This window comes from Halohasta litchfieldiae, assembly GCF_002788215.1.
Classification (GTDB): domain Archaea; phylum Halobacteriota; class Halobacteria; order Halobacteriales; family Haloferacaceae; genus Halohasta; species Halohasta litchfieldiae.
The window spans coordinates 498,300-521,317 of record NZ_CP024845.1 but is presented as its reverse complement, the minus strand read 5'-3'; the positions used below and the strand labels follow the sequence as shown (position 1 = coordinate 521,317).

14 protein-coding genes and 5 pseudogenes are annotated in these 23,018 nt (G+C 55.2%); 8 read left to right on the top strand and 11 right to left on the bottom strand.

Annotated elements, in window-relative coordinates:
* Positions 1-25 precede the first annotated feature (25 nt).
* Positions 26-844, top strand: a complete 819-nt coding sequence (locus HALTADL_RS02590; RefSeq protein ID WP_089673389.1) for a TrmB family transcriptional regulator — start codon at positions 26-28, stop codon at positions 842-844.
* A 140-nt stretch (positions 845-984) separates the two neighbouring features.
* Here the strand turns inward: HALTADL_RS02590 and HALTADL_RS02585 are convergent.
* Positions 985-1,929: pseudogene (locus tag HALTADL_RS02585) on the bottom strand (primase-associated protein); the annotation flags it as partial.
* Between the two features lie 507 nt (positions 1,930-2,436).
* Positions 2,437-2,925, bottom strand: a pseudogene (locus tag HALTADL_RS17570) (type B DNA-directed DNA polymerase); the annotation flags it as partial.
* 207 nt (positions 2,926-3,132) lie between these two features.
* On the opposite strand from HALTADL_RS17570, the pseudogene HALTADL_RS02575 reads away from it, so the two are divergent.
* Positions 3,133-3,723: pseudogene (locus HALTADL_RS02575) on the top strand (DUF234 domain-containing protein); the annotation flags it as partial.
* 49 nt (positions 3,724-3,772) lie between these two features.
* Here HALTADL_RS02575 and HALTADL_RS02570 read toward each other — a convergent pair.
* The 5 genes from HALTADL_RS02570 to HALTADL_RS02555 form a co-directional block, all read right to left on the bottom strand.
* Positions 3,773-4,405, bottom strand: a complete 633-nt coding sequence (locus tag HALTADL_RS02570; protein ID WP_245708476.1) for a hypothetical protein — start codon at positions 4,403-4,405, stop codon at positions 3,773-3,775.
* Entirely contained in the window at positions 4,406-4,675 is a 270-nt protein-coding gene (locus HALTADL_RS17565) for a hypothetical protein (protein WP_245708474.1), read from the bottom strand.
* Positions 4,676-4,742: 67 nt separating this feature from the next.
* Positions 4,743-5,273: a hypothetical protein gene (locus HALTADL_RS02565; protein ID WP_218143697.1), complete on the bottom strand. Its 531-nt coding sequence runs from the start codon at positions 5,271-5,273 to the stop codon at positions 4,743-4,745.
* Positions 5,274-5,318: 45 nt separating this feature from the next.
* A complete protein-coding gene (locus HALTADL_RS02560) occupies positions 5,319-6,278 on the bottom strand; it encodes a hypothetical protein (RefSeq protein WP_089673388.1) in 960 nt (319 codons plus the stop codon).
* 3 nt (positions 6,279-6,281) lie between these two features.
* Positions 6,282-7,532 carry an eCIS core domain-containing protein gene (locus tag HALTADL_RS02555; protein WP_245708472.1) on the bottom strand — a complete coding sequence of 417 codons (1,251 nt, stop codon included), beginning with the start codon at positions 7,530-7,532 and terminating at the stop codon, positions 6,282-6,284.
* A 165-nt stretch (positions 7,533-7,697) separates the two neighbouring features.
* On the opposite strand from HALTADL_RS02555, the gene HALTADL_RS02550 reads away from it, so the two are divergent.
* Positions 7,698-10,376 carry an AAA family ATPase gene (locus tag HALTADL_RS02550; protein WP_089673386.1) on the top strand — a complete coding sequence of 893 codons (2,679 nt, stop codon included), beginning with the start codon at positions 7,698-7,700 and terminating at the stop codon, positions 10,374-10,376.
* Positions 10,377-10,496: 120 nt separating this feature from the next.
* Positions 10,497-11,354, top strand: a complete 858-nt coding sequence (locus HALTADL_RS02545; RefSeq protein ID WP_089673385.1) for an aldo/keto reductase — start codon at positions 10,497-10,499, stop codon at positions 11,352-11,354.
* A gap of 89 nt (positions 11,355-11,443) precedes the next feature.
* Here HALTADL_RS02545 and HALTADL_RS02540 read toward each other — a convergent pair.
* Positions 11,444-12,000: pseudogene (locus HALTADL_RS02540) on the bottom strand (zinc ribbon domain-containing protein); the annotation flags it as partial.
* Positions 11,921-12,385: a diacylglycerol kinase family protein gene (locus tag HALTADL_RS02535; RefSeq protein WP_089673384.1), complete on the bottom strand. Its 465-nt coding sequence runs from the start codon at positions 12,383-12,385 to the stop codon at positions 11,921-11,923. The pseudogene HALTADL_RS02540 and the gene HALTADL_RS02535, both read right to left, overlap by 80 nt.
* 440 nt (positions 12,386-12,825) lie before the next feature.
* Between HALTADL_RS02535 and HALTADL_RS02530 the strand changes: the two genes are divergently transcribed.
* Positions 12,826-14,595 (top strand): histidine kinase N-terminal 7TM domain-containing protein, encoded by a 1,770-nt coding sequence (locus HALTADL_RS02530; protein WP_089673383.1) that lies wholly within the window; start codon positions 12,826-12,828, stop codon positions 14,593-14,595.
* A gap of 176 nt (positions 14,596-14,771) precedes the next feature.
* Positions 14,772-16,418 (top strand): bacterio-opsin activator domain-containing protein, encoded by a 1,647-nt coding sequence (locus tag HALTADL_RS02525; protein WP_089673382.1) that lies wholly within the window; start codon positions 14,772-14,774, stop codon positions 16,416-16,418.
* Here HALTADL_RS02525 and HALTADL_RS02520 read toward each other — a convergent pair.
* Positions 16,411-17,463, bottom strand: a complete 1,053-nt coding sequence (locus HALTADL_RS02520) for an ion transporter (protein WP_089673381.1) — start codon at positions 17,461-17,463, stop codon at positions 16,411-16,413. The genes HALTADL_RS02525 and HALTADL_RS02520 overlap by 8 nt on opposite strands.
* Positions 17,464-17,802: 339 nt before the next feature.
* Here HALTADL_RS02520 and HALTADL_RS02515 point away from each other — a divergent pair, with 339 nt between their 5' ends.
* Positions 17,803-21,420 carry a beta strand repeat-containing protein gene (locus tag HALTADL_RS02515; RefSeq protein WP_089673380.1) on the top strand — a complete coding sequence of 1,206 codons (3,618 nt, stop codon included), beginning with the start codon at positions 17,803-17,805 and terminating at the stop codon, positions 21,418-21,420.
* Between the two features lie 74 nt (positions 21,421-21,494).
* On the opposite strand, the pseudogene HALTADL_RS02510 reads toward HALTADL_RS02515, so the two are convergent.
* Positions 21,495-21,651 (bottom strand): annotated as a pseudogene (locus tag HALTADL_RS02510) (IS1595 family transposase); the annotation flags it as partial.
* Positions 21,652-21,744: 93 nt separating this feature from the next.
* Here HALTADL_RS02510 and HALTADL_RS02505 point away from each other — a divergent pair.
* The gene (locus HALTADL_RS02505) at positions 21,745-22,242 is read left to right on the top strand and encodes a hypothetical protein (protein ID WP_394327362.1); all 498 of its coding nucleotides are present in this window, start codon (positions 21,745-21,747) and stop codon (positions 22,240-22,242) included.
* Positions 22,243-23,018 lie beyond the last annotated feature (776 nt).

The following is a 23,018-nucleotide window of genomic DNA, read 5'->3' as shown; positions in this document are numbered from 1 at the left end:
CCAACCGAACATGACCGGACCAGCTATGACCGCTGAGCAACATAAAGCGGAGACGGTGAGTCTGTTGCAGGACCTCGGGTTGAAGGAGTACGAGGCGCAGAGTTTCCTGGCATTGACCCAACTCACCACGGGGACTGCCAAGGAAATCAGCGAGATCTCGGAGGTTCCTCGGACCCGGGTGTACGACGCCGTCCGAGTGCTGGAATCGAAGGGGCTGGTCGAAGTACAGCATTCCAGCCCGCAGCAGTTTCGCGCGGTCAGCATCGAGGAGGCAACCGCGATCTTGCATCAGCAGTACGACACGCGGATCGACGACCTCCAGTCACACCTCGAAGCGCTCGATCTCCAACCAGAGATCGACGACAGCGACCGAATGCAGGAGGTATGGGCGCTATCCGACCACAACGCCATTGAGTCCCGAACACACACGGTGCTGGAGGACGCCGAATCGGAGATCGTCCTGCTGGTCGTCGAGGAGGAGCTCCTGACAGAGGCGTTGTACGATCGGCTCCACGACGCAGTCGACCGCGGCGTCGACGTGATCGTCGGTGGCGAGACGGACGCGATCATCGCCAAGCTCGATACCGAGCTGCCATCCGTGAAGGCGTTCGAAACCGAACTGGACTGGCTCTTGGGACCCGCGAGCGACGACGAGATCGCCATCAGCCGCCTGCTATTGGTCGACCGCACAACGTTGCTGGTCAGTTCCTTCTACCCGGACGACGACCACGACGAATCACACGAGCAGGCGGTCTTCGCCAACGGCCTGGAGAACGGTATCGTCGTCCTCCTTCGCCGGATAATCTCCTCGGGGGTGCTCCCCGTGGCGACCCCGACGCGGTAGCCGGTCACCGGTTCTCTGACCAGACTGCACGGACAGAGTGATGACTACAGGCTCTCAATTCAGCACAGCCTCAACGAACCGTCAGCGATTGAGAATTCCATCAGGCCGCTTTGGTCGCATCCAATTGGTTCCCAGCGGAGCTAGAACTCCTCTCCGGTAGATCTGGCCTCATCCAGCTGGTCGTACATCTCATCTGGGAAGGGGAGACTTCCCCAGATAGAGTATGGACACTGGTCCTGTCCGATACAGTACCGCTGCAGATCGTCGTTGTCGCAGTTCATCGGAAGCGGGGTGTCGCCACCGATCGTGTTCGAGAACTCGTAGCGAACTTGGTAGTCGGTGACCTGTTCGTCGTACCACGGCCACCGCGAAAAGACGTTTTTGAGGTCTGCGACGATCGTTTCAAGATCACTGTCCTGATACTGTGGCAGCCACATCACCATTCGGGCAAAGTTGTACAGGTCTTTTCGGACTGGCTTCTTCTCGTGGAGGCGTTCGGCCATGTTCGCCATGCAGGGGAGTTCGAACAGATCTTTGATCGACTCGACCTCAAGCGGCTGGACACCACGCGAAGACTCCTGAATCCGATAGTGGTTCGTATTTCCGTGCTGTCGGATAGTGAGATTCCGGTGGTCGCGCTGGGATGCAAGGAGATTCCCAAGACACCGAGGACTCGAGATGCGATTACACATGTCTCGCTTCCAGCTCGCTTCCGGGTCGTACGCCTCTACTGCTTCAAACAGCTCCTTCGCCGAGTTGAACTCCCCCAGTGAGACGATCTCGTCCGGAGCGTCTCGAATCGCGTCCCGGAGCACACGGATTGTCCGTTCACCGGGGTCCCAGTTTCGCCAGATACGCTCGTTGTGTCCGGTTTCGGTGAAGCGATCAATACGCTCAGAGATAGCCGTCTCGTTCGTCGTCAGCCATGTAAGTTGATCCTCAGAGAGGTTCTTCTCGTGGGCCCACAGCAGTTTCTTGAACGCACGTTTGGCGTACTCTCGATACTTGGTATCGAAATCGCTGACCGGAACATAGAGCCGGTTGTTCTTCACCTGAGTGAGTAACTCACCGGGTTCACCGATCTCAATTCAAGTGTAACGAGCTACCTGTTTTAAATTCGATAGATCACACACATCAGTTCATCTGTAACAGTTTGATTTCGAATCGCGGAATACCTACCACACACCCCAGTCCATCTGTAAGTCGAGGGTAGACACACACCTCAGTCCAAGTGTAACGAGTCATGGGTAGGGACCACTTGAAGGACTGGTCGACGTGGTCAGCGGTGCTCAATAGTCCTGAAAACAATCGGTAGAGTATCTGTACCCGACCTGTGGTTCATGTAGAGAACACCGAAAAGAATTCGCTGATAACTATATGCTGAAAAGGTACTGCAGTGTCCTACGTCAACACACCACATAAAACACTAGCATTCAACTACAACCACACAACCGCATTAAACTGTCGACAGCCACCACAGACAGCCGACCGCCTCCGCATTTGTCTGGTTTACACTTGGACTGGGGTGTGTCTGTAACAGCATCGAGAAACGGCAACCTTCGTTACTAACGTGACATCCTTTGTGAAAGCGATTATTGATCCCCGTCTGCTGTGTATGTCGTCAAATCCATCTTTTGAGTTCCTGTGAGTTCCCGTCGAATGTCTGTTCGGTCCCACCCAAACGGTAAGAGGACACTTTCGACAGCGTGGACGAGTTGCATCTCATAGTACGACGGATCATACGTCCCAACATCCTCGTGAGTAAGAGACACACGATCTCGTGAGGATTTCTCGTCGTCGACAACCATGTATTCGATATCCTGTCCAGGATGAACACTGAGATCTTGATCGCGAGCTCGTTTGAGTGCTGCAACGTTCTGTGTATTCTGTGAGTATCCATCGAGTGGTTTTGAGACACGATTCCGCTTTACGAGCTGTTCTATCTCCACATCACTGGTATATAGCTCCTCAATAGCTTGTTTGAGACAACCAAGAACGGCCTCTGGAGATCATGTTTCGTCGAGGCGGTCGAGACACTCACGCTGGACATCCTCAATGAACGGTGGTGTTGACCGTTGTCTCCTAGTACGTTGCTGGTGAGCGCGTTCGTAATATTACAGCACCTCTAGAGCCTCACTCAATGCGATTGATGTCGCTGAACCTGATGTGTATGTAAAATAGTAAAATTGAGATTAGTAAAACTCAAATTTAGATAACTAACGCTATTATAATGACCTCTCACTAAGTAATTGTATGCCAACGTCCCCATTCATCAACCGTCGTGATGAGTGGAATCCAACGCCCTCGGAGCGTATCTCTCGAAACTCCGTCGACTGAGGCTGGTTGAGCGTGATATTCCTGTGACTGCGAATCCAAACGCTACTCGAAAGAGCCGATACCGGCTGAAGGAACCACTCTTCCGCTTTTGGTTCCGCTACGTCTACGGCCAAACAGGCGAAATCGCACAACTCGGTGATGATGCCTACGAGCAACTTATCGAACCATCCTTCACAGACTACATGGGTCCGATGTTTGAGTTGGTCTGCCAGAATGCGCTCCCTTCACTGATCCCGAAGACGTACCGACAAATCGGGTACTGGTGGCATCAACACCATGAACTGGATGTCGTTGGTCTCGCAAGTGATGGAACGCTCGTTGCCGGTGAGTGTAAATACACGACACGAGCGATGCATGAGGGTGATCTTACAGATCTCGAACGAAGTGCTTCCCAAGTAGAATGGACACCGCCCGAGGGAGCAGAGCGAACCTATCATTACTGTTGTTTCTGCCGCTCTGGTTTTTCAGATGGACTGCAGAACGCCGCTGACAAACGAGACGATGTCTCATTGTTCACTCCTGATGATATCGTTTCTGCGTGAGAAGGCCGTTTGTGGTCTTCCTCACAAGATAGCGTACCTCTAAGCTGGGTTAGTCCTTCTCAAGCAGTTGCTGGTTATTTGGGTCGTGGTACTCGGGGTACATATCGAGGAGTGTGTACGCGACCGTAGCCTTCAGACGACCATTGCCGAGAACACGGAACTGTTCGGGTGGCTCAACTCCCATGCCGATAAAGCAATCACGTATCTGGCACTTGAGGTGATGATCGAGGTATTCGCGGAATTCCGCGAGTGGACCCGGATTGATCGGCGGGAGTTCGATTAGCGTGTCGGGGTCACGATCAAATGGATCGGTTTCAGGGTCGGTAACGGTGACTTCGCTGTGGTCGTCCAGATACGACGCATAGAGCGACGACACAGCGTCGATATACATCCCGGAATCAAGTTCGATCTCCCTGTCGGTAGCTCGTTCAGCAATCTCATCTGTCACCGACTTCCAGTCTTCGATAGCAGCCGCCGAAAGATCATCCAGCGACTGTGTAAGTGTCTCGTCGGATAGATCCAGATCGTAGGCACTGGCGATATCCGTTGCATCGGCAGCAATATCGGTTTCGAGTGGATCGACACCGAGATACACATTCTGGCGGTAGAGGACACTGTCCTGTCCCGCTGCCTGGGATGGCACCGAAATCCGCCGATCAACATCTTCGTGATAGCTCAGCATCTACGTTTGCAGATCCCCGAACAACGCCTCGAATTCCGTGTCGTTGAGTTCCCGGATGGCAAGCCTGACGGCGTTAATTCGTTCAGGATGATCTGTCGACGGAACGGTGTCGTACCTTCGGTCGACGTAGACATAGTACTGAGCGAATCGACGGGCCTGCTCGACGTGTTCGTTTCCTTCAGCCGTTCGGTTGGCTGCCTTATCTGGGTAGCCCCCCTGTTCATGGTAGGTGATCTCGCCGTCGAATGCAACGTGGATTCCGTGGCTCACGTCGTTGTTGTCGATAACTCTTAGACCTACTCCATTTGTGTCTTCATCTCCAACAATTCCCTTCATTTTATACACCTTCTAAATTCGGCACGCTCTCTGGACGGTCACCTGAGACAGTATCAGACCTATCGAGATATTTCTCAAGTTTCTTCTCGATAAGCCGGTCGACGTACTCTTTCGCATCGCTTGCTTTCCCGCTTACAACCTCACTGCCTTTTTCGTAGGCGCTACCGGTGAGCATTTTCGTGACATCACCGGCAATACCCTTGGCCATCTCCGCGAATAGCTTCGCCTGATTTGCCTTGATCTGCTTGACCTCCTCGGCAAGTGCCTCAGGATCGGCTGTGACTTCATCAGCAACCAGATTCACCTTCTCATTGGTGGATGAGGTTGCCTTACCAGCACTGTCACCAAGGTTCCAGGTACTGTTTGAGGACAGATTCCCGAGTCCGGCCCGCTGAATGTGGACCTCGGCATCAGCTAATCGCTGAATCCCGAGTTTCTCTCCCTCCATCACCTGCTGGGCGGTTTCCTCGGCCTCACGTTCGAGGGCTGGTTCGGGATCAATCTCCAACTCTAAGTCCTCATGTGGCAACATACTTGCCGAACAGTTAGTATTCTAACATTCGGACACAATAATTAATCACAGTTGTCCGAATAGGCTTCCAGACTCTGTATCAGATTTGTGGAATTTTGGGTACAGATCGTAGTGGTCGTACCGACGAGCATACATGAACTTCCCGTATCCAATCGTCTGGAACGGCTCTGGTGGAAGCAGCCCCATACCAACAAAGCAGTCCCGAACCTGACACCGTAAGTGGTGATCCAAATACTGACGGAATTCGTTGATTGAACCAGGTTCGGCGGGCATCAGTTCAAGTCTTGCGTTGGGTTCTCGGTCCAGTGGCCGATCTGCCCATTGAACCTCATGTTCTCCACGGCTATTTGGATAGCCGACATGGATTCCTGAGACAGCACTCAGATCGAGTTCGATACTGTCCGGGTTAGCGAGGTCGGTCAGGTGCTCTCCAAATTCGGCCCAGTTCTGTCTCTGACTTTCGTCGACCATTGCACCGGATCGTGCGGTGGTACCACTCTCATAATCGAGCCCATGAGCCTCGGCCAGCGATCTCGCCTGATCTGTGAGGCCGCTCTCGGCAATATCAACGCCGAGATATAGATCTAACTCGTAAATAACGGCATCTGGTTTCTGGACTCCGTCTGGTAGGTCGACTGGTCGCTCAACATCCTTATGATGACTCTGCAATTGGGTGTACAGCGGGCCAAAGAGTTGTTCGAATGCTTCGTCGGATAGCGTCAGGATGGCCTGACGGACTGCGTTGACGTAGTCTGGATTGTCGATATGGTCGACTGTGTCGTAACCGCGTTCACGATAGACGTAGTATTTTGCATACCGACGGGCCTGTTCGTTATGTTCGTTCTCATCAGATGTTCTGTTTGCGGGTTTGTCAGGATATGCATCACATTCATGTGTTTGAAATGCTCCATCGAAACTTAACGCAATTCGGTGTTCTGAATCGTTATTGTCGATTACTGTGACGCCGATCCCTCTTTCATCTTCTCCATCAATTGTTGCATTCATAATTTAAAATCGGTAACTCTCTCCACCATTCGCAGACCCTTCTTTGAGTTCCTGATACATCCGAGAGATCTCTTGATACATCTGTTCGAGTTCTTCACCCTTTCCACCTGGGCGGTTTGAATCCATGAACTCGACAGTTTCCTTCATCACGTCGGATACAGCAGCACCAGTAACGGCGCCGACTGTTGTCCCTATTCCTGGAATCACTGAGCCAGCAGCAGCACCGAGCAAGGCACCGGTTCCAGCACTAGCAAGTGAGCCAACGACACCTTTTGTGGCTGCCTTTCCCCACTCACCATCGGTTGCTGCTCCGGGTTGGGCCGTCGTCAGCGTCTCCATCATCTGCTCTTGACGCTGTTTGATCTCTTCGACTTCTTTGGCTAGGTCCTCTGGATCAGCTGAGACACTATTGTTTTGATCGTCCTGCAACCGTTCTGTAATTTGCTCGCGGGCCTGTTCAACGCGTTCTTGGCCGGGATACCGCTGGAGATGGACCTCTGTGGCAGCCATCCGTTGAATTCCTAACTCACCACCCTGCATCACCTGCTGGGCAGTAGCTTCGGCCTCTCTCTCCAACTGTGGGTCTGGATCGATCTCCAACTCCAATCCCTCTTGTGGCAACATCGACACGGCTCCGCCAGTCTGCTGGCGGACGTGCGCCAGTTCATGAGCCAAGACGTGCTGGCCCTCCGGTGATTCCGGATCATATTCTCCCTGATTGAACGCGACATGATTCCCGACGGTGAACGCACGGGCATTGATCGATTCACACGCGCTGGCTGCTGTCGGACCGGTGTGAACCTGAACATCCCCGAACGAATCGCCCATACGGTCTTCCATTGCGCGCTGGATCGAGGCATCGAGCGACTGGCCCGTCGACGAGATTACGTCCCGAACCGAATCGGGAACGCCCGTCTCACCCGATGGCCCTGTCTTCGAAGCGGCTTTTTCACTCCGCTGGACCGACCGCTTGTTCTGTCGTTCGATATTCGTGGGCACCTCTGGTGGACGCTCGGCCTGGCGTTCTCGAAACGCCTCTATCGTGAGTGGGTTGCCCATATCCTCGATGGTCATTCCCTCATCGACCCAGCCACGAACACGCTCGGTCGTGTTCATCGCTTCGAGTCGTTGGAGCCGAAACATGGTGTCTTTGTCCGGAACATCCATCCCGAAGTGGGCTTCAGTCTCTTCGAGCGTCGCCTGCCGTGACCAGCCTCCTGAGTCGGATGACGCCTCCGTCGCAGTTCTATCCACGACACGATTCGTCGTCACCCCTGTGTCTGACTCTGATGTGTTTTCGTTTCGCTTCGAGGCTCTGAATACCATGAGTGTGATTTGGGGATGCTTGCCTCTCAATGAATTATAAATATTCGCACGAGCACATGTTTGCCCAATCGACGGTTAATCCCTACAGAACCCATGGCCTACACCAGTACCCAAGCCCACCTCCTGGACGAACTGCGTCGTATCGATGCGATCCTGGACGCCTATGCAGAGACACAGCAAGCAGACACAACTGACAATCGATCGGAAATCGAACCCGAGACCGTCGTTGACGATCCGAGTCGGATACCGTTGGCACTCCCTGAAGCGAGCCGCGAGGAAATCGCCACACTGACCGACCGGATCGAAGGGCAGTGCAACCAAACCGAATCAGTCAGCCTTCGACTTCGGGTTCTTGCAGAGACGTTCGATCTCTCTCGTCGCCATCTCGATGTGCTGCTGCTCGCGCTTGCGCCACGAATTGATGAGGACTACACCCAACGGTTCGAACGGCTTCACGAGGACACAGCACTGTCGCGGCTGACCGTAATTCTCGTCGAGAAGCTGTTTAGTCGGACATCCACTGAAGCGCTCACTGCGGGTGTGTTGCTCGGAAGCGACTCTCCGCTTCGGGAGCATGATCTACTCACGTTCAGGCCAGCACCCGATGGATACGAATCCGAACGCGGTCGACTCATCACCGTTCCCGACCGAATCACCGACTATCTCAAAGGCTCCGACGGTGTCGACCCTAATCTCAAAGCCACACTCGCCGACCATTCTACTACCCAAGATACCGCCCTCACCACACACGAGGCCACCACGACGCTCTCCGAACTCACTATCAGCGACGACCTCTCCGACAGACTCAACAACTGCTCAGTCACTGCCGGCAGTCGACGATACTACTGGTATGGTCCTGCCGGAACCGAGAAACACCGGGCTGTTGAGACACTGTGTCCGACAGACTACTATCTCAAAGCCGATCTTAGAGCCGTCTTGGATGCCGGTGCACTGGAGGGGCTCAGTCGTGAGACAGCCCTGCTCGGTCGACCGCTCCATCTCACGCATGCAACGGCTGCAGTCACGGCCCACGGAGCGACGAACACGACACTCGAATCCGTTTTTCGCGCACTTTCCGAGCTGGATGTCGACGTGTTCGTGACTGGCTCGGAGTCCTGGACACCAACTGAATCGACGACAGGCATCGACGAAATCATCGAGTTTCCCTACCCATCAATCGAACTGCGCCAGCAGTTCTGGGAGTCCCACAGCTCCGAACTGCCAGACGACGTCGACCCAGCAGTTCTTGCGGGCACGTTTCGACTCACCCACGGACAACTCAGAGCAGCCCTGTCGACTGCACACTCGTTGGCTGACGACGAACTGACTTCCGAAGATATCTATGCGGGCTGTAGTGCCCAGTCGGCCGACGGCCTCGGTGAGCTAGCCGAACGGATCGACCCAGACAGCGACTGGGACGAGATCCAACTGCGAGCCAAAACGAGGCGGAAACTCCGACTCGTTCGCACCCATATCACACAGCAGGCGACGATCTACAGCGACTGGGGGTTTGCCGAGCAGTCAACTCGTGGAACCGGAGTCGTCGCCTTGTTTGAGGGGCCATCGGGAACGGGGAAAACGATGGCTGCCGAAATCCTGGCTGGCGATGTTGGGATGGACCTCTACCGGATTGACCTCTCGTCGGTTGTTTCGAAATACATCGGCGAGACCGAGGAGAACCTCGAAGAGATCTTCGAGGCGGCAACCAACTCGAACGCCGTGTTGCTCTTTGACGAGGCTGACGCCGTGTTTGGCGACCGAGCCCAGGTGTCGAATGCCACCGACCGGTATGCGAATGCCGAGGTGAACTACCTGCTCCAGCGAATCGAGAGCTACGATGGGATTGTGCTGCTGACCACGAATTACTCCTCAAATATCGATTCGGCCTTCCAGCGACGTATCGACCATACTGTCTCGTTCAAACAGCCACAACAAGACACTCGCACTGCCATCTGGCAAGAGATCTTCCCCGAAGATGCACCACTAGGCGAGATCGACTACGAATTCCTCTCGTCGTTCAAATTCACCGGCGGCCAGATCAAAACGATTGGCCAGACAGCGGCGATCCTGGCGGCTGAAGATCGTGAAGCCATCGAGATGGAACACCTCATCCAGGCCGTGCAACTGGAATACGATGAAAACGGTCGTGTGATTGATCCGAGTGAGTACGAAGAGTATCAAGAGTTGCTCTACAAGGAGTCGGAAGACACTGAAGCCGACCAGACGGATGTGAGAGACGATGAGAGGATAGTCAGTACCGAGAGAGACTCGGAAGATGACATCGATTTCGACTCTAAATCAACCGATGAGCAAACAGTCGACGACACAACTGAGACAGATCACGACTTGGAAGTCGACCCTGCAGACAATGACGATGTGTCTGACTCAGCGGTCGACACTAGGAGTGACGACGAACGAGAGTCTGCCGACGAACCACAGTCACCGGATCGTACTCCCGAGGAGATTGTGCGTATGTTCATTGATCGACTCGCGATGGGAGATGGGAACGGGGTGGCTGAACTCTACCATCCGAAGGCCGCTATTGATCGGTTTTCTCGGAAGGATCTGGTACGGTTGAAGCAGGGAGAGCTCTCGATTGTCAGCGAACTCAAGCAAGTCCGCGAGGATCCCAGTCGAGTTGTCATTGAGTTTGTCCAGGAGATGAATGGGACAGAAGAGACGGTCTCATACGAACTCCGGCTAGATGATTCTGTCTGGCAAGTGTTCAACATACAGCGAACATCGAATAATCATAACCGTGTGACTGAATAATCCAATTACATTTTGATCTCCAGCGTCAAACGGCCCTTCTAGGGATATCCATTGCCATTGGTATCGAAATCTAGTAAACCGACCATCAGAGATAACACGCTTCGGGACGCGAACGGTTCTATGGCACCGACAAACGAGAGCGGCACATTCGATCTCGATGGCGAATTAACAGTGAACCGACTGGGCTTCGGCGCGATGCGTCTCTGTGGCGAGGATATCATCGGGCCACCTGAGGATGAACAGTCTGCCAAAGAAGTCGTCCAACAGGCCGTCGACCTCGGCGTCGACTTCATCGACACCGCAGACTCATACGGACCGGGTGTCAGCGAACGCCTACTGCGTGACGCCGTCGATACGTCCGAGATAACGGTCGCTACGAAGGCCGGGCTGCTTCGAAACAGCGATGGCGAGTGGCTCAACCACGCCGATCCCGACTACATCCGCAATCAAGTGTTAGTCAGTCGTGACCGCCTCGGCGTGGATTCAATTGATCTCTACCAGCTGCACAGCCCCGATCCGGACACGCCGTTCGAGGACAGTGTCACAGCGTTCGCAGAGCTCAAAGACGAGGGATTCATCGATCACATCGGGCTTTCGAACGTCAGCGTCGACCAGCTCGAAGCGGCCAAAGAGCACGTTGAGATTGCAACCGTCCAGAACCAGTACAACGTGTTGAACCGCGACCACGAGGATGTTCTTGAAGCCTGTGAGAAGTACGGGATTGGCTTTATGCCTTACTTCCCGATCGCCGCCGGGTCGATCTCTGGCATTGATGCCATCCAGGAGGTGGCCGATGCACACGAGGCATCAGTCTACCAGATTGCGCTTGCGTGGTTGCTCGAACACTCGGATGTGACGCTGCCGATTCCAGGTACCGCAAGCCTCGAACACCTCAAAGAGAACGTCGCTGCCTCTTCGATCTCACTCTCGAATGAGGAGTACAGCCAGTTAGTCGGGATCGCGTCGACCAGTCAGTAGATTCCGGTACGCGGCTGGATTGACATCCTCCCCGCCCTGAAGGGCAAGGATTCCCACGGCACCGCGCCGCTGGGTTGGGATATTGTGGTTTACGATGTTACCTGTTCTTGAGGCGCGAATGCGCCAGTTTCCTTGTCAAACAGGAACGTCGATGGCTGTGCCAACCAGCCGTTACTCCTATCTCGCCCATCGCAGGCAAGACTCGGAGATACTTTCTGTCGAATATTTTCGGCTCCGTTCACATCAGCATTCGCCACCGTATCACACTCATTGCAGACGTACAACCCACGTTCAACACGGTTCGCGTCACGCGTACGACCACAGCACGAACACGACTTCGAGGTATCGCGTTCGGACACCTGCTTGACCGTGATGTCTTTCATCTTGGCTTTGTGACCGTGATGTCTTTCATCTTGGCTTTGTAGATGAGCAAGTCTGTGAAGCGGTCGAACGCCCACGAATGCAAGTCGAGGTTTCCGTTCTTGCCCCAATTCTTTGACTCGTCATTGTCCTCATCCTCACGGATCCCCGAGAGATCGCCAATTACGATGGTTCCAACACCGTCTTCAACACACCGCTGAACGATGTGTTTTGAGAGGGTATGGAAGTGGTGTGTGCGGCGCTCCGATTTCTTGTGGTTCAACCGGTCGACTATCTACAGTCAGCCGAGGTGTCTCGATCATCTCACCGTCGAGACTGAACTGCACGGGGTCGCCCTTGACTCGCACTGCGAGATGGTCGGATTTGAGTCGGGTGAGATGGCTCGCGCCACGTCGAAGTAGTTTGTCAGCCGCACCTTTCGAGAGGTAGTCCATCGTTGGTGCATCCTCCATAATCACGACGTTGACGAGCCCGTCTTCCATGTTCGCCTGTCGCATTTGCTCGCCGGGGAAGCGTCGACCGTTGCGCATAAGCATCATCAGTGCGGTGCCGGTCCAAATCGGCTCGGCGTCAGGGCCGACCGAAATCTTCAGTTCAAGTCCTTCGAACGTCCGCATCGTCGACAGTGTGGTGAGCACGTAGGCCAACACACCGAAGTCGACGTTTGTGGTCCGGGGAGGTCCGACTGCTCGACTCGGCGGTCAGCGATCAATCTACGTAGCGAGGACTCTTTTCGAATGTTCGCTATGAAAACCACGCTGGACCATCCGGAAATTCATTTTCCGACAACTAAAATACAGTTTTTTGTTTCAGTTCGGTCTAGGGTTAAATCGTCGACAGCAGTAACTTGTTCGGACTGTATTCAACGAGCAAACCACGAGCGTTCGTCCACAAAGAGTTCGACGGCGAGTGGACGCCCAGTCGACTGGGCAAACAGACGAGCAGGCAGTAACCAATCGGACAGCTATTTTTGCGAAGTCTGTTTATAAACAGAGACCACTCCCTGATGAGAGCGATGAGAAAGGCTGTCAAAACAACGAATTAAAAAGATAGCTTCCTATCAGTTGGATTCGTAGACACTCATAGAATTATGTATTTTTATGGGTTACTCGCGTATGGAGGCTCAGCAGTCATTGGGGGAGTGCTTGCGATTTCGTTACTTACCAAGCATGACTGGCGACAGCCCGCCTTTGCGTTTGGACTGTTTATGTTCTCGATTAGCTTCTGGGCGGCAATCTACATCGGCTATCTCACTGCCTCGACGGAGTCGTGGCTGCTGTTTTTCACCATGCTAACGTATCTATCGGTCGTCTCTGCGCCGGTCACCTGGTTCGTCTTTGCACTCCGATACACTGACCGTAGCGAGTGGTTGTCGACGATCCGAGTTGGACTCCTGTTGGTCGTTCCGGTCGGGGTTCTCGGCCTCGTGTTTACAGTCCCGTTTCATTCGCTTTTTTACACCGAGATCACCGTGATTACGGTCGACGGGGTAGAACTACTCGAAACGACAGGCGGCCTTGGCCATACGATCAATATCATCTACGCCTACGGCCTGTTGTTGGTCGGCAGTGGCCTGATCGTCAGTGAGCTATTTACGACGAACCGGCTCTACCAACGTCAATCGGTGGTCCTACTCGCCTGTCTCAGTGCGCCCTGGGTTGCCAACGGCCTGTTTCACCTCGGATTCCAACCGATTCCGACAGCAGATCTCACACCGGTCGTCTTTGTGTTGGTCGGGATCCCACTCGCCGTGATCGTCCACCGGGCCGAACTAACCGGGTTCGTCCCAGTCGCACACGAACAGGTCTTTCACACGCTCGAAGATCCGGTGTTTGTTGTCTCCCCAAAAAACCGGATTCTCGATGCGAACCGCACTGCACGGCGCCTCGTCACCGAGACCGACTCTGAGACGGAGTGGACCTCGATTGAGGGAACACACATCGCTGCGGTCCTTCCCGAGACACTACTCGAAAACAGCAGCCTCAATCCGGAGTTGGAGACGACACTGGAGTGTGAACTGACTATCGGCGGGAGACCACGTCAGTACATCGCCCGTCTCCGTGGGACCGACTCCGACCACCGAGATGATCCGCGTGGTACCATCGTTTCGCTAACGGATATTACACTACAAAAAACACAACAGGAGCGTCTCGCGAGGAAAAACAGCAGACTTGCCACCCAAACAACCAAGCTCGAAGCGAAAAACGAACAGTTAGAACGGCTCGCGGGCGTGGTTTCTCACGATCTGGCAACACCGTTGGCGACCGGTGAAAGCCTCCTCCACCTCATCAAAGCCGATCTGACCGACCCACCACATGAGGTCCAGCAGTCGCTTGCTGATCTCGAAACCGTCCACGGTCGACTGCGGACGTTTGCCGAGGCCTTACCCGCACTCGCCCGCGAGAGTACCGATGTCGCAACGCCGACCGACTGCGATCTCGAAACGGTTGTCCGTGCCGCATGGCGTGTCGTCGACACCGCGGATCTAGAGCTAGACGTCCAAGAGAGCTGCCAACTCAGTGCCGACCCCAACCGACTTCAACAGGCCTTCGAAAACCTGTTTCAGAACTGTGCCGACCACGGCTCCGCCACCACAGACGCCGCCTCAACCGTCACTGTCGGGCTGCTTTCGTCGACGCAGGGGTTTTATATTGAAGACGACGGGCCGGGGATTCCAGTCGACCGCCGCGAGGACCTCTTGGAGTTCGGTGTCAGTACCGGCACCGGATCGGGATACGGACTGGCAATCGTCCGGACCATCGTCGAAGCACATAGCTGGGTGCTCTCAGTTACGGAATCGACTACCGGTGGGGCACGGTTCGATATCATAACTGAACCGTTCGATCCGCCGGAACACTGATTTGTAGCATACATACTGATCGCCATCAGAGCAACCGGACTTCGATCAACACCACAATACCACCATATAGTGGTATATGTATTAAGAGGTGGTTCAGAGATTGTAGTAGTAGATGAAACAGAGTCCTCCTTCGACCAGTAGCTCGAATCACAGTCGACGGCAGGTGAGCTGAGGCGATGATAGAACGGCCCGAGACTGTCGACCCACCACTCACAGACCCGGTCTCAGTGCTTCTGATCGATGATGACGAGACGTGGGTTCGGACACAGCGTCGGCTGCTCGAACGATACGCCGACGTGCTCGATGTGTCGACAGCAACGAGTTACGCCGAGGCCCAGAAAAAACTCCAGTCGACAGCGCCAGACTGTATTGTCTGTGATTACCAACTCGGAGATGGAACCGGAATCGAGTTACTGGCGAGCGTCCGTGAGCAGACACCGACGCTCCCGTTTATACTCGTTACCGGCGAGGGTGATGAAGGGGTTGCCAGCGATGCGATCAGCCACAGCGTGACGGACTATGTCAGAAAGATCGAGCTCGGCTCACAGCCGACCCAACTGGCCCAACGGATCGAAACCCTCGTGTCGGCCACTCGAACCCAACAGGCTCTCGACCGAGAGCGACGAAGCAAAGAGACACTTCTTCAACTGGTTACGTCGGGGTCGACACGAACCGAAATCGGACACCAGCTTTGTACGCAACTGGTCGACGAGCGAGGCTACAGCTGTGCATGGGTTGGCATCCTCGACGAGCAACAAGGGGTTGTGCCGCTGTCGAGTGCCGGGACGACGGGGTATATCGAAGCCGCAATCAAACCCGGAACTCGACCAGCAGAAAGCACCGAGCCGACGTTCACCGCCCTCTCGGAGAACAGATCCGTCGTCAGATCGCTCACGGAATCCTTATCGTCGACCGACAGTAACCCGACGCCCACACCGGACTCATCGACCGAAGACGCGCGGTGGATAGATCATGCACACGCACAGGGCTTCGAAACGATAGTCGCAGTTCCGATCCGGTACAACGAACTCACGTTTGGTGTCCTCAGCGTGTACAGTCGAGCAGCGACACAAATCGACGACCACGAACGCGAGCTGCTCGAAGAGTATGCCGAGACGCTCGGCTACGTGTTCCACACGACGGCGTGGAAACGGACGCTTCATTCGTCGACGATCACCACGGTTCGGTTTCGATTCACAGACGACCGACTCCCACTTGTTGCTCTCTCGTCGGAGCTCCCGGCGGAGACCACGATTCGGACACGAACCGTCATTCCGAAAACGGACACCACAGTGTTCTATCTTGCGACCATTGAGGGAGCGACGAGCGATGACCTCTTCGACGCAGTCGACGAGACCGAGGCGATCCACTCGGTCGACGTGTATCGGACGGACGGCGAGATCCGGTGTGGACTCGTCGTCGACTCGCCGGTCCCCGAGCAATGGATCTTGGATAATGAGACACAGTATGTCCAGACGGTCGCCGAGGATGGCCATACGGATCTTATCGCCGTACTGGGCGACCAGACGACGGTCCAACAGTGTGTCGACGGCCTCACAACGGTCACTGGGTCGACACCCGTCGCAACACTCTATGCGGATGAGACGCCGTCCAAAGCGGCTGATACAACCCCAATCAACCGCCTGACAGACCGGCAACAACAGGTACTCCAGCTTGCGATTTCGGCGGGGTACTTCGAGCGGCCTCGCCACAACAACACCGGCGAGCTCGCCGAGACGCTGAATATTACGCGGGCCACGTTCACGCAGCATCTCCGCGCTGCACAACGAAAAGTGTTCGAACAGTACACAGAACTCAGATAGAGGGAGCCGTCGAACGGCGCTCGCTACGGTCAGCCGCCAGCGGGCTTCGGAGGTCTTTCCACGTCGCGGTGATCCGTTCGCCCGACTCGTCTAATTCGATCAGGTATTCGTCGACCGTCGGGTCGTGGTCGACGACAATGCCGTGGAGTCCGTGGTAGTCGTAGTCGAGGACACTCTCCCGTGTAATATCGATTCGAACCCGGCTCGTTACGTCGTAGGCAGGCCCACTGCCACTAATGTCCGATCCCCAGTCGATCTCGTGTCCGCAGTCGGGACAGTGACCGGTTTCGTACGACGAGCTCTCGATAAACCCGGACGCCATGATCGATGCCGGGAGGGCGAACAGCCCGATTCCGAGAATTGCGACCACACTGCCGATGACCTGGCCCAGCGGCGTAATGGGTGTGACATCACCGTAGCCAACAGTTGTGAGGGTGACAATTCCCCACCACATAGTCCCCGGAATCGAGGGGAATGCCTCGGGCTGAGCAGCGTGTTCGGCAAAATACATCAGCGAGGAGGAAACGACCAACAAAATTAGATTGCCGGACATGGCCACGACGAGCTGGCCGCGTTTGAGATAGAACGCCCGCCCGAAGGCTTGCATCGACTCGCTGTACCGAACGAGTCGGAACAGACGGAGAAACCGCATCAAGCGGAGCGCACGCAGAAACCGGAGATCCGAGACTCCGCCTAACATTGTAATATAAAACGGCGCGATGGCGATGAGATCAAACAGCAACAGTGGCCGCGTGGCATACCGCAGTCGACCCACAATCGGTCGCTCGTAGGGTTCGCCGGCTTCGACGGCACTCCAGATTCGAGCCAGATACTCGATGGTAAAAACAGCGACCGAGACCGTTTCCAACAGGAAAAACTGCGTGCTGTAGGCTGCATATATCGAGTCGACTGTCTCAAACATTACCGCAAGGACATTCAGAAGAATGACACACATAATGACCCAATTAAAGAGCTGTCCACCCCCACCAGTGTGCGTTGGGTCGACCAACTGGCGCGTTCGTTCTCGCAACGAGATATAATCCATTTGCTACCACATAGTAGCAGGATATAATATTCCTTCGCAATAAGCCAGATATCGCGACCCTCTAGCCTTCTACCGCACGATTTCTCGATACCACTATGCGCTGGTATTGGCTATATTTACTCCGTCTGAGACAGTCACATAAGAACGGTAGTCTGGATCGTCTGCAGTATTCTCGGTGGACACCGCTACTGGTCGACAACCCATGAACCCCATCGCTAATCACTCCTGGAACGACAGACCCGAAAAAGACGTGCAATTCTATTTGTCACCCTTGGCTAGCAGCCTCGGGGGACGGCTGCTGGCAGCGAAGACCACCAGTCGACGGGACTGTGGTGGTCAATGAGTCGCCGAGGCTGCTGGTATGCCATCTTCGCCGTCGTCGTTGGGCTGACGCTGTGTTCAGGGGTGGCGGCTGCCGAGCCGCTCGTCGACCTCGATCCGGAGACGGATTTAGCGGGGAACGGAACCGAATCGGATCCCTACCAGATCGGCAACAGTTCGGAACTCCAAGCCATAACCGGGAATCTGAGTGCGAACTACACGCTGACGTCGAGTATCGACGCGAGCAATACCTCGGCGTGGAACGGCGGGGCGGGGTTCGAGCCGATCGGAAATTCGACCGACCCGTTTACCGGTTCGTTCGACGGGCGCGAGCAGACGATTTCGGGGCTGTATATCAATCAGACCACTGATGACGCCGTTGGACTGTTCGGTTCTGCTGACGGTGCAGAGATCGAACGGGTCGGTCTTGACAGTGTTAGCATCGTTGGGAACGCATCCGTCGGTGCCGACATTTTCGTCGGGGGGCTGGTCGGTAACATGAGTGGGACGGTCTCCAACTCGTCTGTCACCGGCACCGTCGACGGATCCGATACTGCCGGTGGATTGGTCGGTCACCTGCGTGGGACCGTAACGAACTCGTATGCCAACAGCTCGGTCGACGGCGGCTCGTTTGTCGGTGGACTGGTCGGCCAAACCGCCACTACCGGCGAGATACGCACCTCGTATGCCGTCGGCAGGGTCGACGAAAGCGGCTTGGCGACCGATGCTGGCGGGCTGGTCGGCACTAACGGTGGCAATGTCGTCGACTCCTACTGGGATACCGAGTCGACCGGCCAAGCGACATCTTACGGTGGCACCGGTCTGACAACCGCCCAACTGACCGGTAACAACGCCACCGTCGACGGCACCATGGATGGCTTTGCGTTCTACGATCACTGGATTCCGACCGAAAGCTATCCGGCGTTGACGTGGCAGTTTGTCGCCGAGTCGACCGGTGATGGCACGGAACAGAACCCGTATCACATCGAGGATTCCTACGGCCTCCAGGCGATCACCGTCGACCTCGCTGCGAACTACACGCTGTCGGAGTCTGTTGATCTGAGCGAGACCGCGGAGTGGAACGATGGAGCCGGTTTCGAGCCGATTGCCAACAACTCCGATTTCAGCGGCTCGTTCGATGGTGATAATCATACGATCAGTGATCTCACGATCAATCGGTCGACTGCATCAAATGTTGGGTTGTTTGGCAGCATTGGCTCTACAGGCACGATTTCAAACGTTACACTAACGGACGCGACAGTGTCGGGGAATCGAGATGTTGGTACGCTCGCGGGAGCTAATCAGGGCTCGATTTCCGATGTCCAGGTCTCTACAGTTGTACAAGGTAATCGGTCACCCGGTGAAGGAAACGCAAGTTCGATCGGTGGTTTCGTTGGGGAGAATGCCGGAAACATTACTCAGTCAACGGTAGACGGAAATGTCTCAGCGGATGATGGCGGTGGTTCTATTGGAGGATTTGTTGGTGTTCTTTCATCGGGCGGACAAATCGCCGACTCTCACGCAACCGGAACCGTCTCTGTAACCGATGGTGGAAGTGTCGGTGGGCTTGTCGGATCTGCGTCCGGGGACCAAGATTCTGACGAGATTTCGAATTCTACCGCAAACGTTTCTATCGATGCTGTTCGAAGTGACAACGTCGGTGGACTTCTCGGTAGTGGCTCTGCTTTCGCTGTTATTACCGATTCGTCCGCGAGAGGGACTGTCAGCGGTGAGATGAATGTCGGCGGGCTGGTCGGTAAGACAGAAAGTGACATCTTCCGATCGTTTGCGACTGGTGATGTGATTGGGAATGATACCTCTGGCCAGAACATCGGTGGGTTGGTTGGTTCTACTAACGGGCCAACCCGAAACTCTTCAGCGCATGGTAATGTCACTGGTCATGAGTATGTTGGCGGGCTTGCCGGAGAAATAACTGATACGGCATCAACAGTTGCTATGTCGACTTCGTTCTCAGTCGGCGATGTTGATGGCAACGCTACCAATGGTTCGTTCGCCGGTCGTGTCGCTACAGGCGTCACTGTCGACGATTCGTACTTCGATTCGTCGACCAGCGGCGTTTCGGCGGCTGTCGGCGACGGCCCGGACGACGGCATCACCGGTCTCACAACGAGCCAACTGCAGGGATCGGCGGCGACAGAAAACACGAATCTCTCGTTCAACCCGGTCTGGATCGCCACCGACGGCTATCCCCTCCACGTCTGGCGCGTCGACGACTACACGCTCTCGTTGAGCGGGACCGATATCGACACCGACGACACCGCCATGTCGACGGTTACGCTCTCGTTGTCGGACGACTCGACACAAACGGCCACCGAGCCAGCGGCGTATTTGAGCAGCGATAGCTCGGTTGCGACTGTCGATGACGGCGGCGAGGTCACGGCCGTTGATTCGGGGTCGACGGTGATTTCGGCTGAAGCCAGCGGGTTCGATGCTTCCATCTCGTTGTCGGTGAGTTCACCCTCGACTACTGGCTCTTCATCTTCTTCGTCCTCGTCGTCCTCGTCAGACGACCCTGAACCCGAAGACGACCCTGAACCCGAAGAGACTCCTGAAGACGAAGACGAGCCAGCGGACTCGTCCCCACCGTCGTCTGGGGCCGACGGATCCAGCGAGCCACCGACCGAAGAGGACGACGAGACAGAGGCCATCCAGTCGGTGCCGTTCTTGACGCCGACGCGAGTACTCGGTGGCGGTGCGGCCGCCATCGGGTCGTATGTCGCGGTCGTGCTGGTCTCACGCACCGAACTGTTTGTGGCTGCCGCACCGGCCAGCGTCGCCAAGGCTGTCGCGGCTATGCCGGGAACGGCTGGCTTCCTGTTGTCTGAACCCGAGCAGGCGGCGTTCGTCGTTGGTTCGGTCACACTCGCCGACAACGATGATGATACAGACGACGAAACCGACAGCGACGTGGCCGCTGGTGAGACGATCGCTATCGACGTGACAATCGAAAACAAAGGGGATATTCCGGGTGCAAGGGTAGTCACACTCACACTCAACGAGGCTGAGGATTCAGCCACCCTCGATATCCCGGCCCACACAGCCCACTCGGTGGTCTTAGAGTATCAGACCTCACTCGCCGACGCCGGCAAAACACTCGGCTTTACGATCGACTGTGAGACCGATTCGACTGATATCGATATCACTGTCGCCGAGCTGACCCACGAGGACGACGAATCAATGAACGAGACGACAGCAGACCCAGACGACGCAGGTACCGACGACGACCAGACATCCGGTGAGACAGTCGACCCGGACACAACCGACGACGAGGAGATCGACACTGAAGTATCTGAAGACGAACTCGATGAGGGCACTCGAACCGGGTTCGTCGACCGGCTCTGGCTCCAGAAAGGCAAAATTCTCAGCTACACCGCCGGGCTGATAATCATCTACATCGGGACGACGAACCTCGAAACCAACGTCTTTGCCGGTGGACTGGGAATTTTCCTTGGCGTGATGGCACTCCCCATTGTTCGTGCCCAACTGCCGACCTCAACGCGGGTGTTGATCAGCCGCTACGGCAAGGTCGTGGTTGTTATCATCGCCGCCCTGTTCAGTGGCGTCCTAGTCGACCCGGCAGTCGTTTTCGAAAGGATCCAAGAGCTATTTCGGTGATCGTGGATCCGTTGATTCAGCAGTGATCCCACCGGAGAGAACGGTTCGGCGATTCAACACTCCCTGCGAATCACTCGACTTTTGAACCCTGAACAGATCGTTCCGGATTCGTCGATCTGCGTTGGCCCAGGGATCGTGTGCTGAACTGACTCCAGATGAGGGAGAAGCTCCGGTGAACCGCAGCTTCCACCTCTTTGATTGCGTAGAACACCGTTTGTACGCTCGATCCAGGGCTCCGTGTTCACGGATTATAACAGCAACCAATGCATCAGTGTCGACTTTTCGCGGGAGTTCCGCTACTGTCTAGAAAGCGGGATTGACCCAATGCCAGCGAGCGACCTGTCGAAGCTTCGGCTCAGCGTCCCGATGACTGAAACCAGCGGTGAGATGTACACCGAACTGTCCGTTGGTGGCAACACCGTCACTGGCTCACCAGCAGAGATTCTGACAGCCGTCGAGGCAGCGGTCGACGACTGTAATCCAGACATTCTCGTCTGCTCAACGAGCCAGACCATTCCCACCTTATATGAGATGGCTACGAGTGCAGGCATCGAGGACTTTACGCTGAGTCGGTGGTCCGATGTCGGCTACCAGCAGCTCGCGAGTCGGTCGACGTACTCAAGCTACGGTCGCGTCGGCCACTCGCCGGCGCGGTACAACGTGCCCGGTCGCGCGATCATCGACGAGTCGAACACGTTCTTCTACGGCAAGACGAACCTCGACGGCGTCCTCGACCTTGTGTCGCGCTCGAAGAAGCCGATCCAGGAACTCGCCTGGACGAGATCGTGTGGCTCTTGGACACGAGGATGTCGAGACGTATGATCCGTCGTACTACGAGACACAACTCGTCCGAGCTGTCGAAAGTGTCCTCTCACCGCTTGGGTGGGACCGAACAGATATCCGACGGGAACTTGCAGAGACTCAGAAGACGGATTTGACGACATTCACAATAGACAGACAGTAGTAATTAGTTTCACAGAAGATGTGACCCCACTCCCTCCCCCCGTCATCGATGTGTAAAACCCTGCGAGGGGAGTGGGGGTTCGAACGTGAAGAACGTAATAACAGGCGAGAAACCGGGTAAATAGGCGAGAGAAGCTCTCAAACCTCCGAACCATATACTAACTCACGTCCTTCTTTGATTTAAGGAAGATTTATGTAGTAAGCGTATAAACCAAACCCGTAGTGGATCTAATTACGAGGTTAGGAGGAAACTGTCTCCGACTAACCGAGTATTAGTCTGTTTTCTTGTCGATAGCGTCAAACCGACTGTTCGTCCTGATATCGTTATCCTTGCGGCTCCTATTGTCGACTGAGTCTGTCATTCCGTGTTTGATCCCCTCCCTTCGACTATTATTTACACATCGATGACGGGGGGTGGGTGTTCACGAGATCGTCTAAACACAGTATTCATTCACGGATTTGAGTAGGTATAATGAGCTACATCTTCTGTTTCTCACTCATCTCTCGTCAGTTATGATTCGTTGATTTTGATACGTGTCTTTACACATCGATGACGGGGGGAGGGTCTTCAGAGAAACGTATGGACACAGTCCTCTTTACACATCGATGATGGGGGGAGGGGCTCAAGAACCTCC

Bases quoted from the DNA above. Each gene is read 5' to 3' on its own strand.
- HALTADL_RS02560 (WP_089673388.1), bottom strand. From the start codon at position 6,278: ATGAATGCAACAATTGATGGAGAAGATGAAAGAGGGATCGGCGTCACA.
- HALTADL_RS02545 (WP_089673385.1), top strand. From the start codon at position 10,497: ATGGCACCGACAAACGAGAGCGGCACATTCGATCTCGATGGCGAATTA.
- HALTADL_RS02520 (WP_089673381.1), bottom strand. From the start codon at position 17,463: ATGGATTATATCTCGTTGCGAGAACGAACGCGCCAGTTGGTCGACCCA.
- HALTADL_RS02550 (WP_089673386.1), top strand. From the start codon at position 7,698: ATGGCCTACACCAGTACCCAAGCCCACCTCCTGGACGAACTGCGTCGT.
- HALTADL_RS02590 (WP_089673389.1), top strand. From the start codon at position 26: ATGACCGCTGAGCAACATAAAGCGGAGACGGTGAGTCTGTTGCAGGAC.
- HALTADL_RS02505 (WP_394327362.1), top strand. From the start codon at position 21,745: ATGCCAGCGAGCGACCTGTCGAAGCTTCGGCTCAGCGTCCCGATGACT.
- HALTADL_RS02515 (WP_089673380.1), top strand. From the start codon at position 17,803: ATGAGTCGCCGAGGCTGCTGGTATGCCATCTTCGCCGTCGTCGTTGGG.
- HALTADL_RS02570 (WP_245708476.1), bottom strand. From the start codon at position 4,405: ATGCTGAGCTATCACGAAGATGTTGATCGGCGGATTTCGGTGCCATCC.
- HALTADL_RS02565 (WP_218143697.1), bottom strand. From the start codon at position 5,273: ATGTTGCCACATGAGGACTTAGAGTTGGAGATTGATCCCGAACCAGCC.
- HALTADL_RS02530 (WP_089673383.1), top strand. From the start codon at position 12,826: ATGTATTTTTATGGGTTACTCGCGTATGGAGGCTCAGCAGTCATTGGG.
- HALTADL_RS02525 (WP_089673382.1), top strand. From the start codon at position 14,772: ATGATAGAACGGCCCGAGACTGTCGACCCACCACTCACAGACCCGGTC.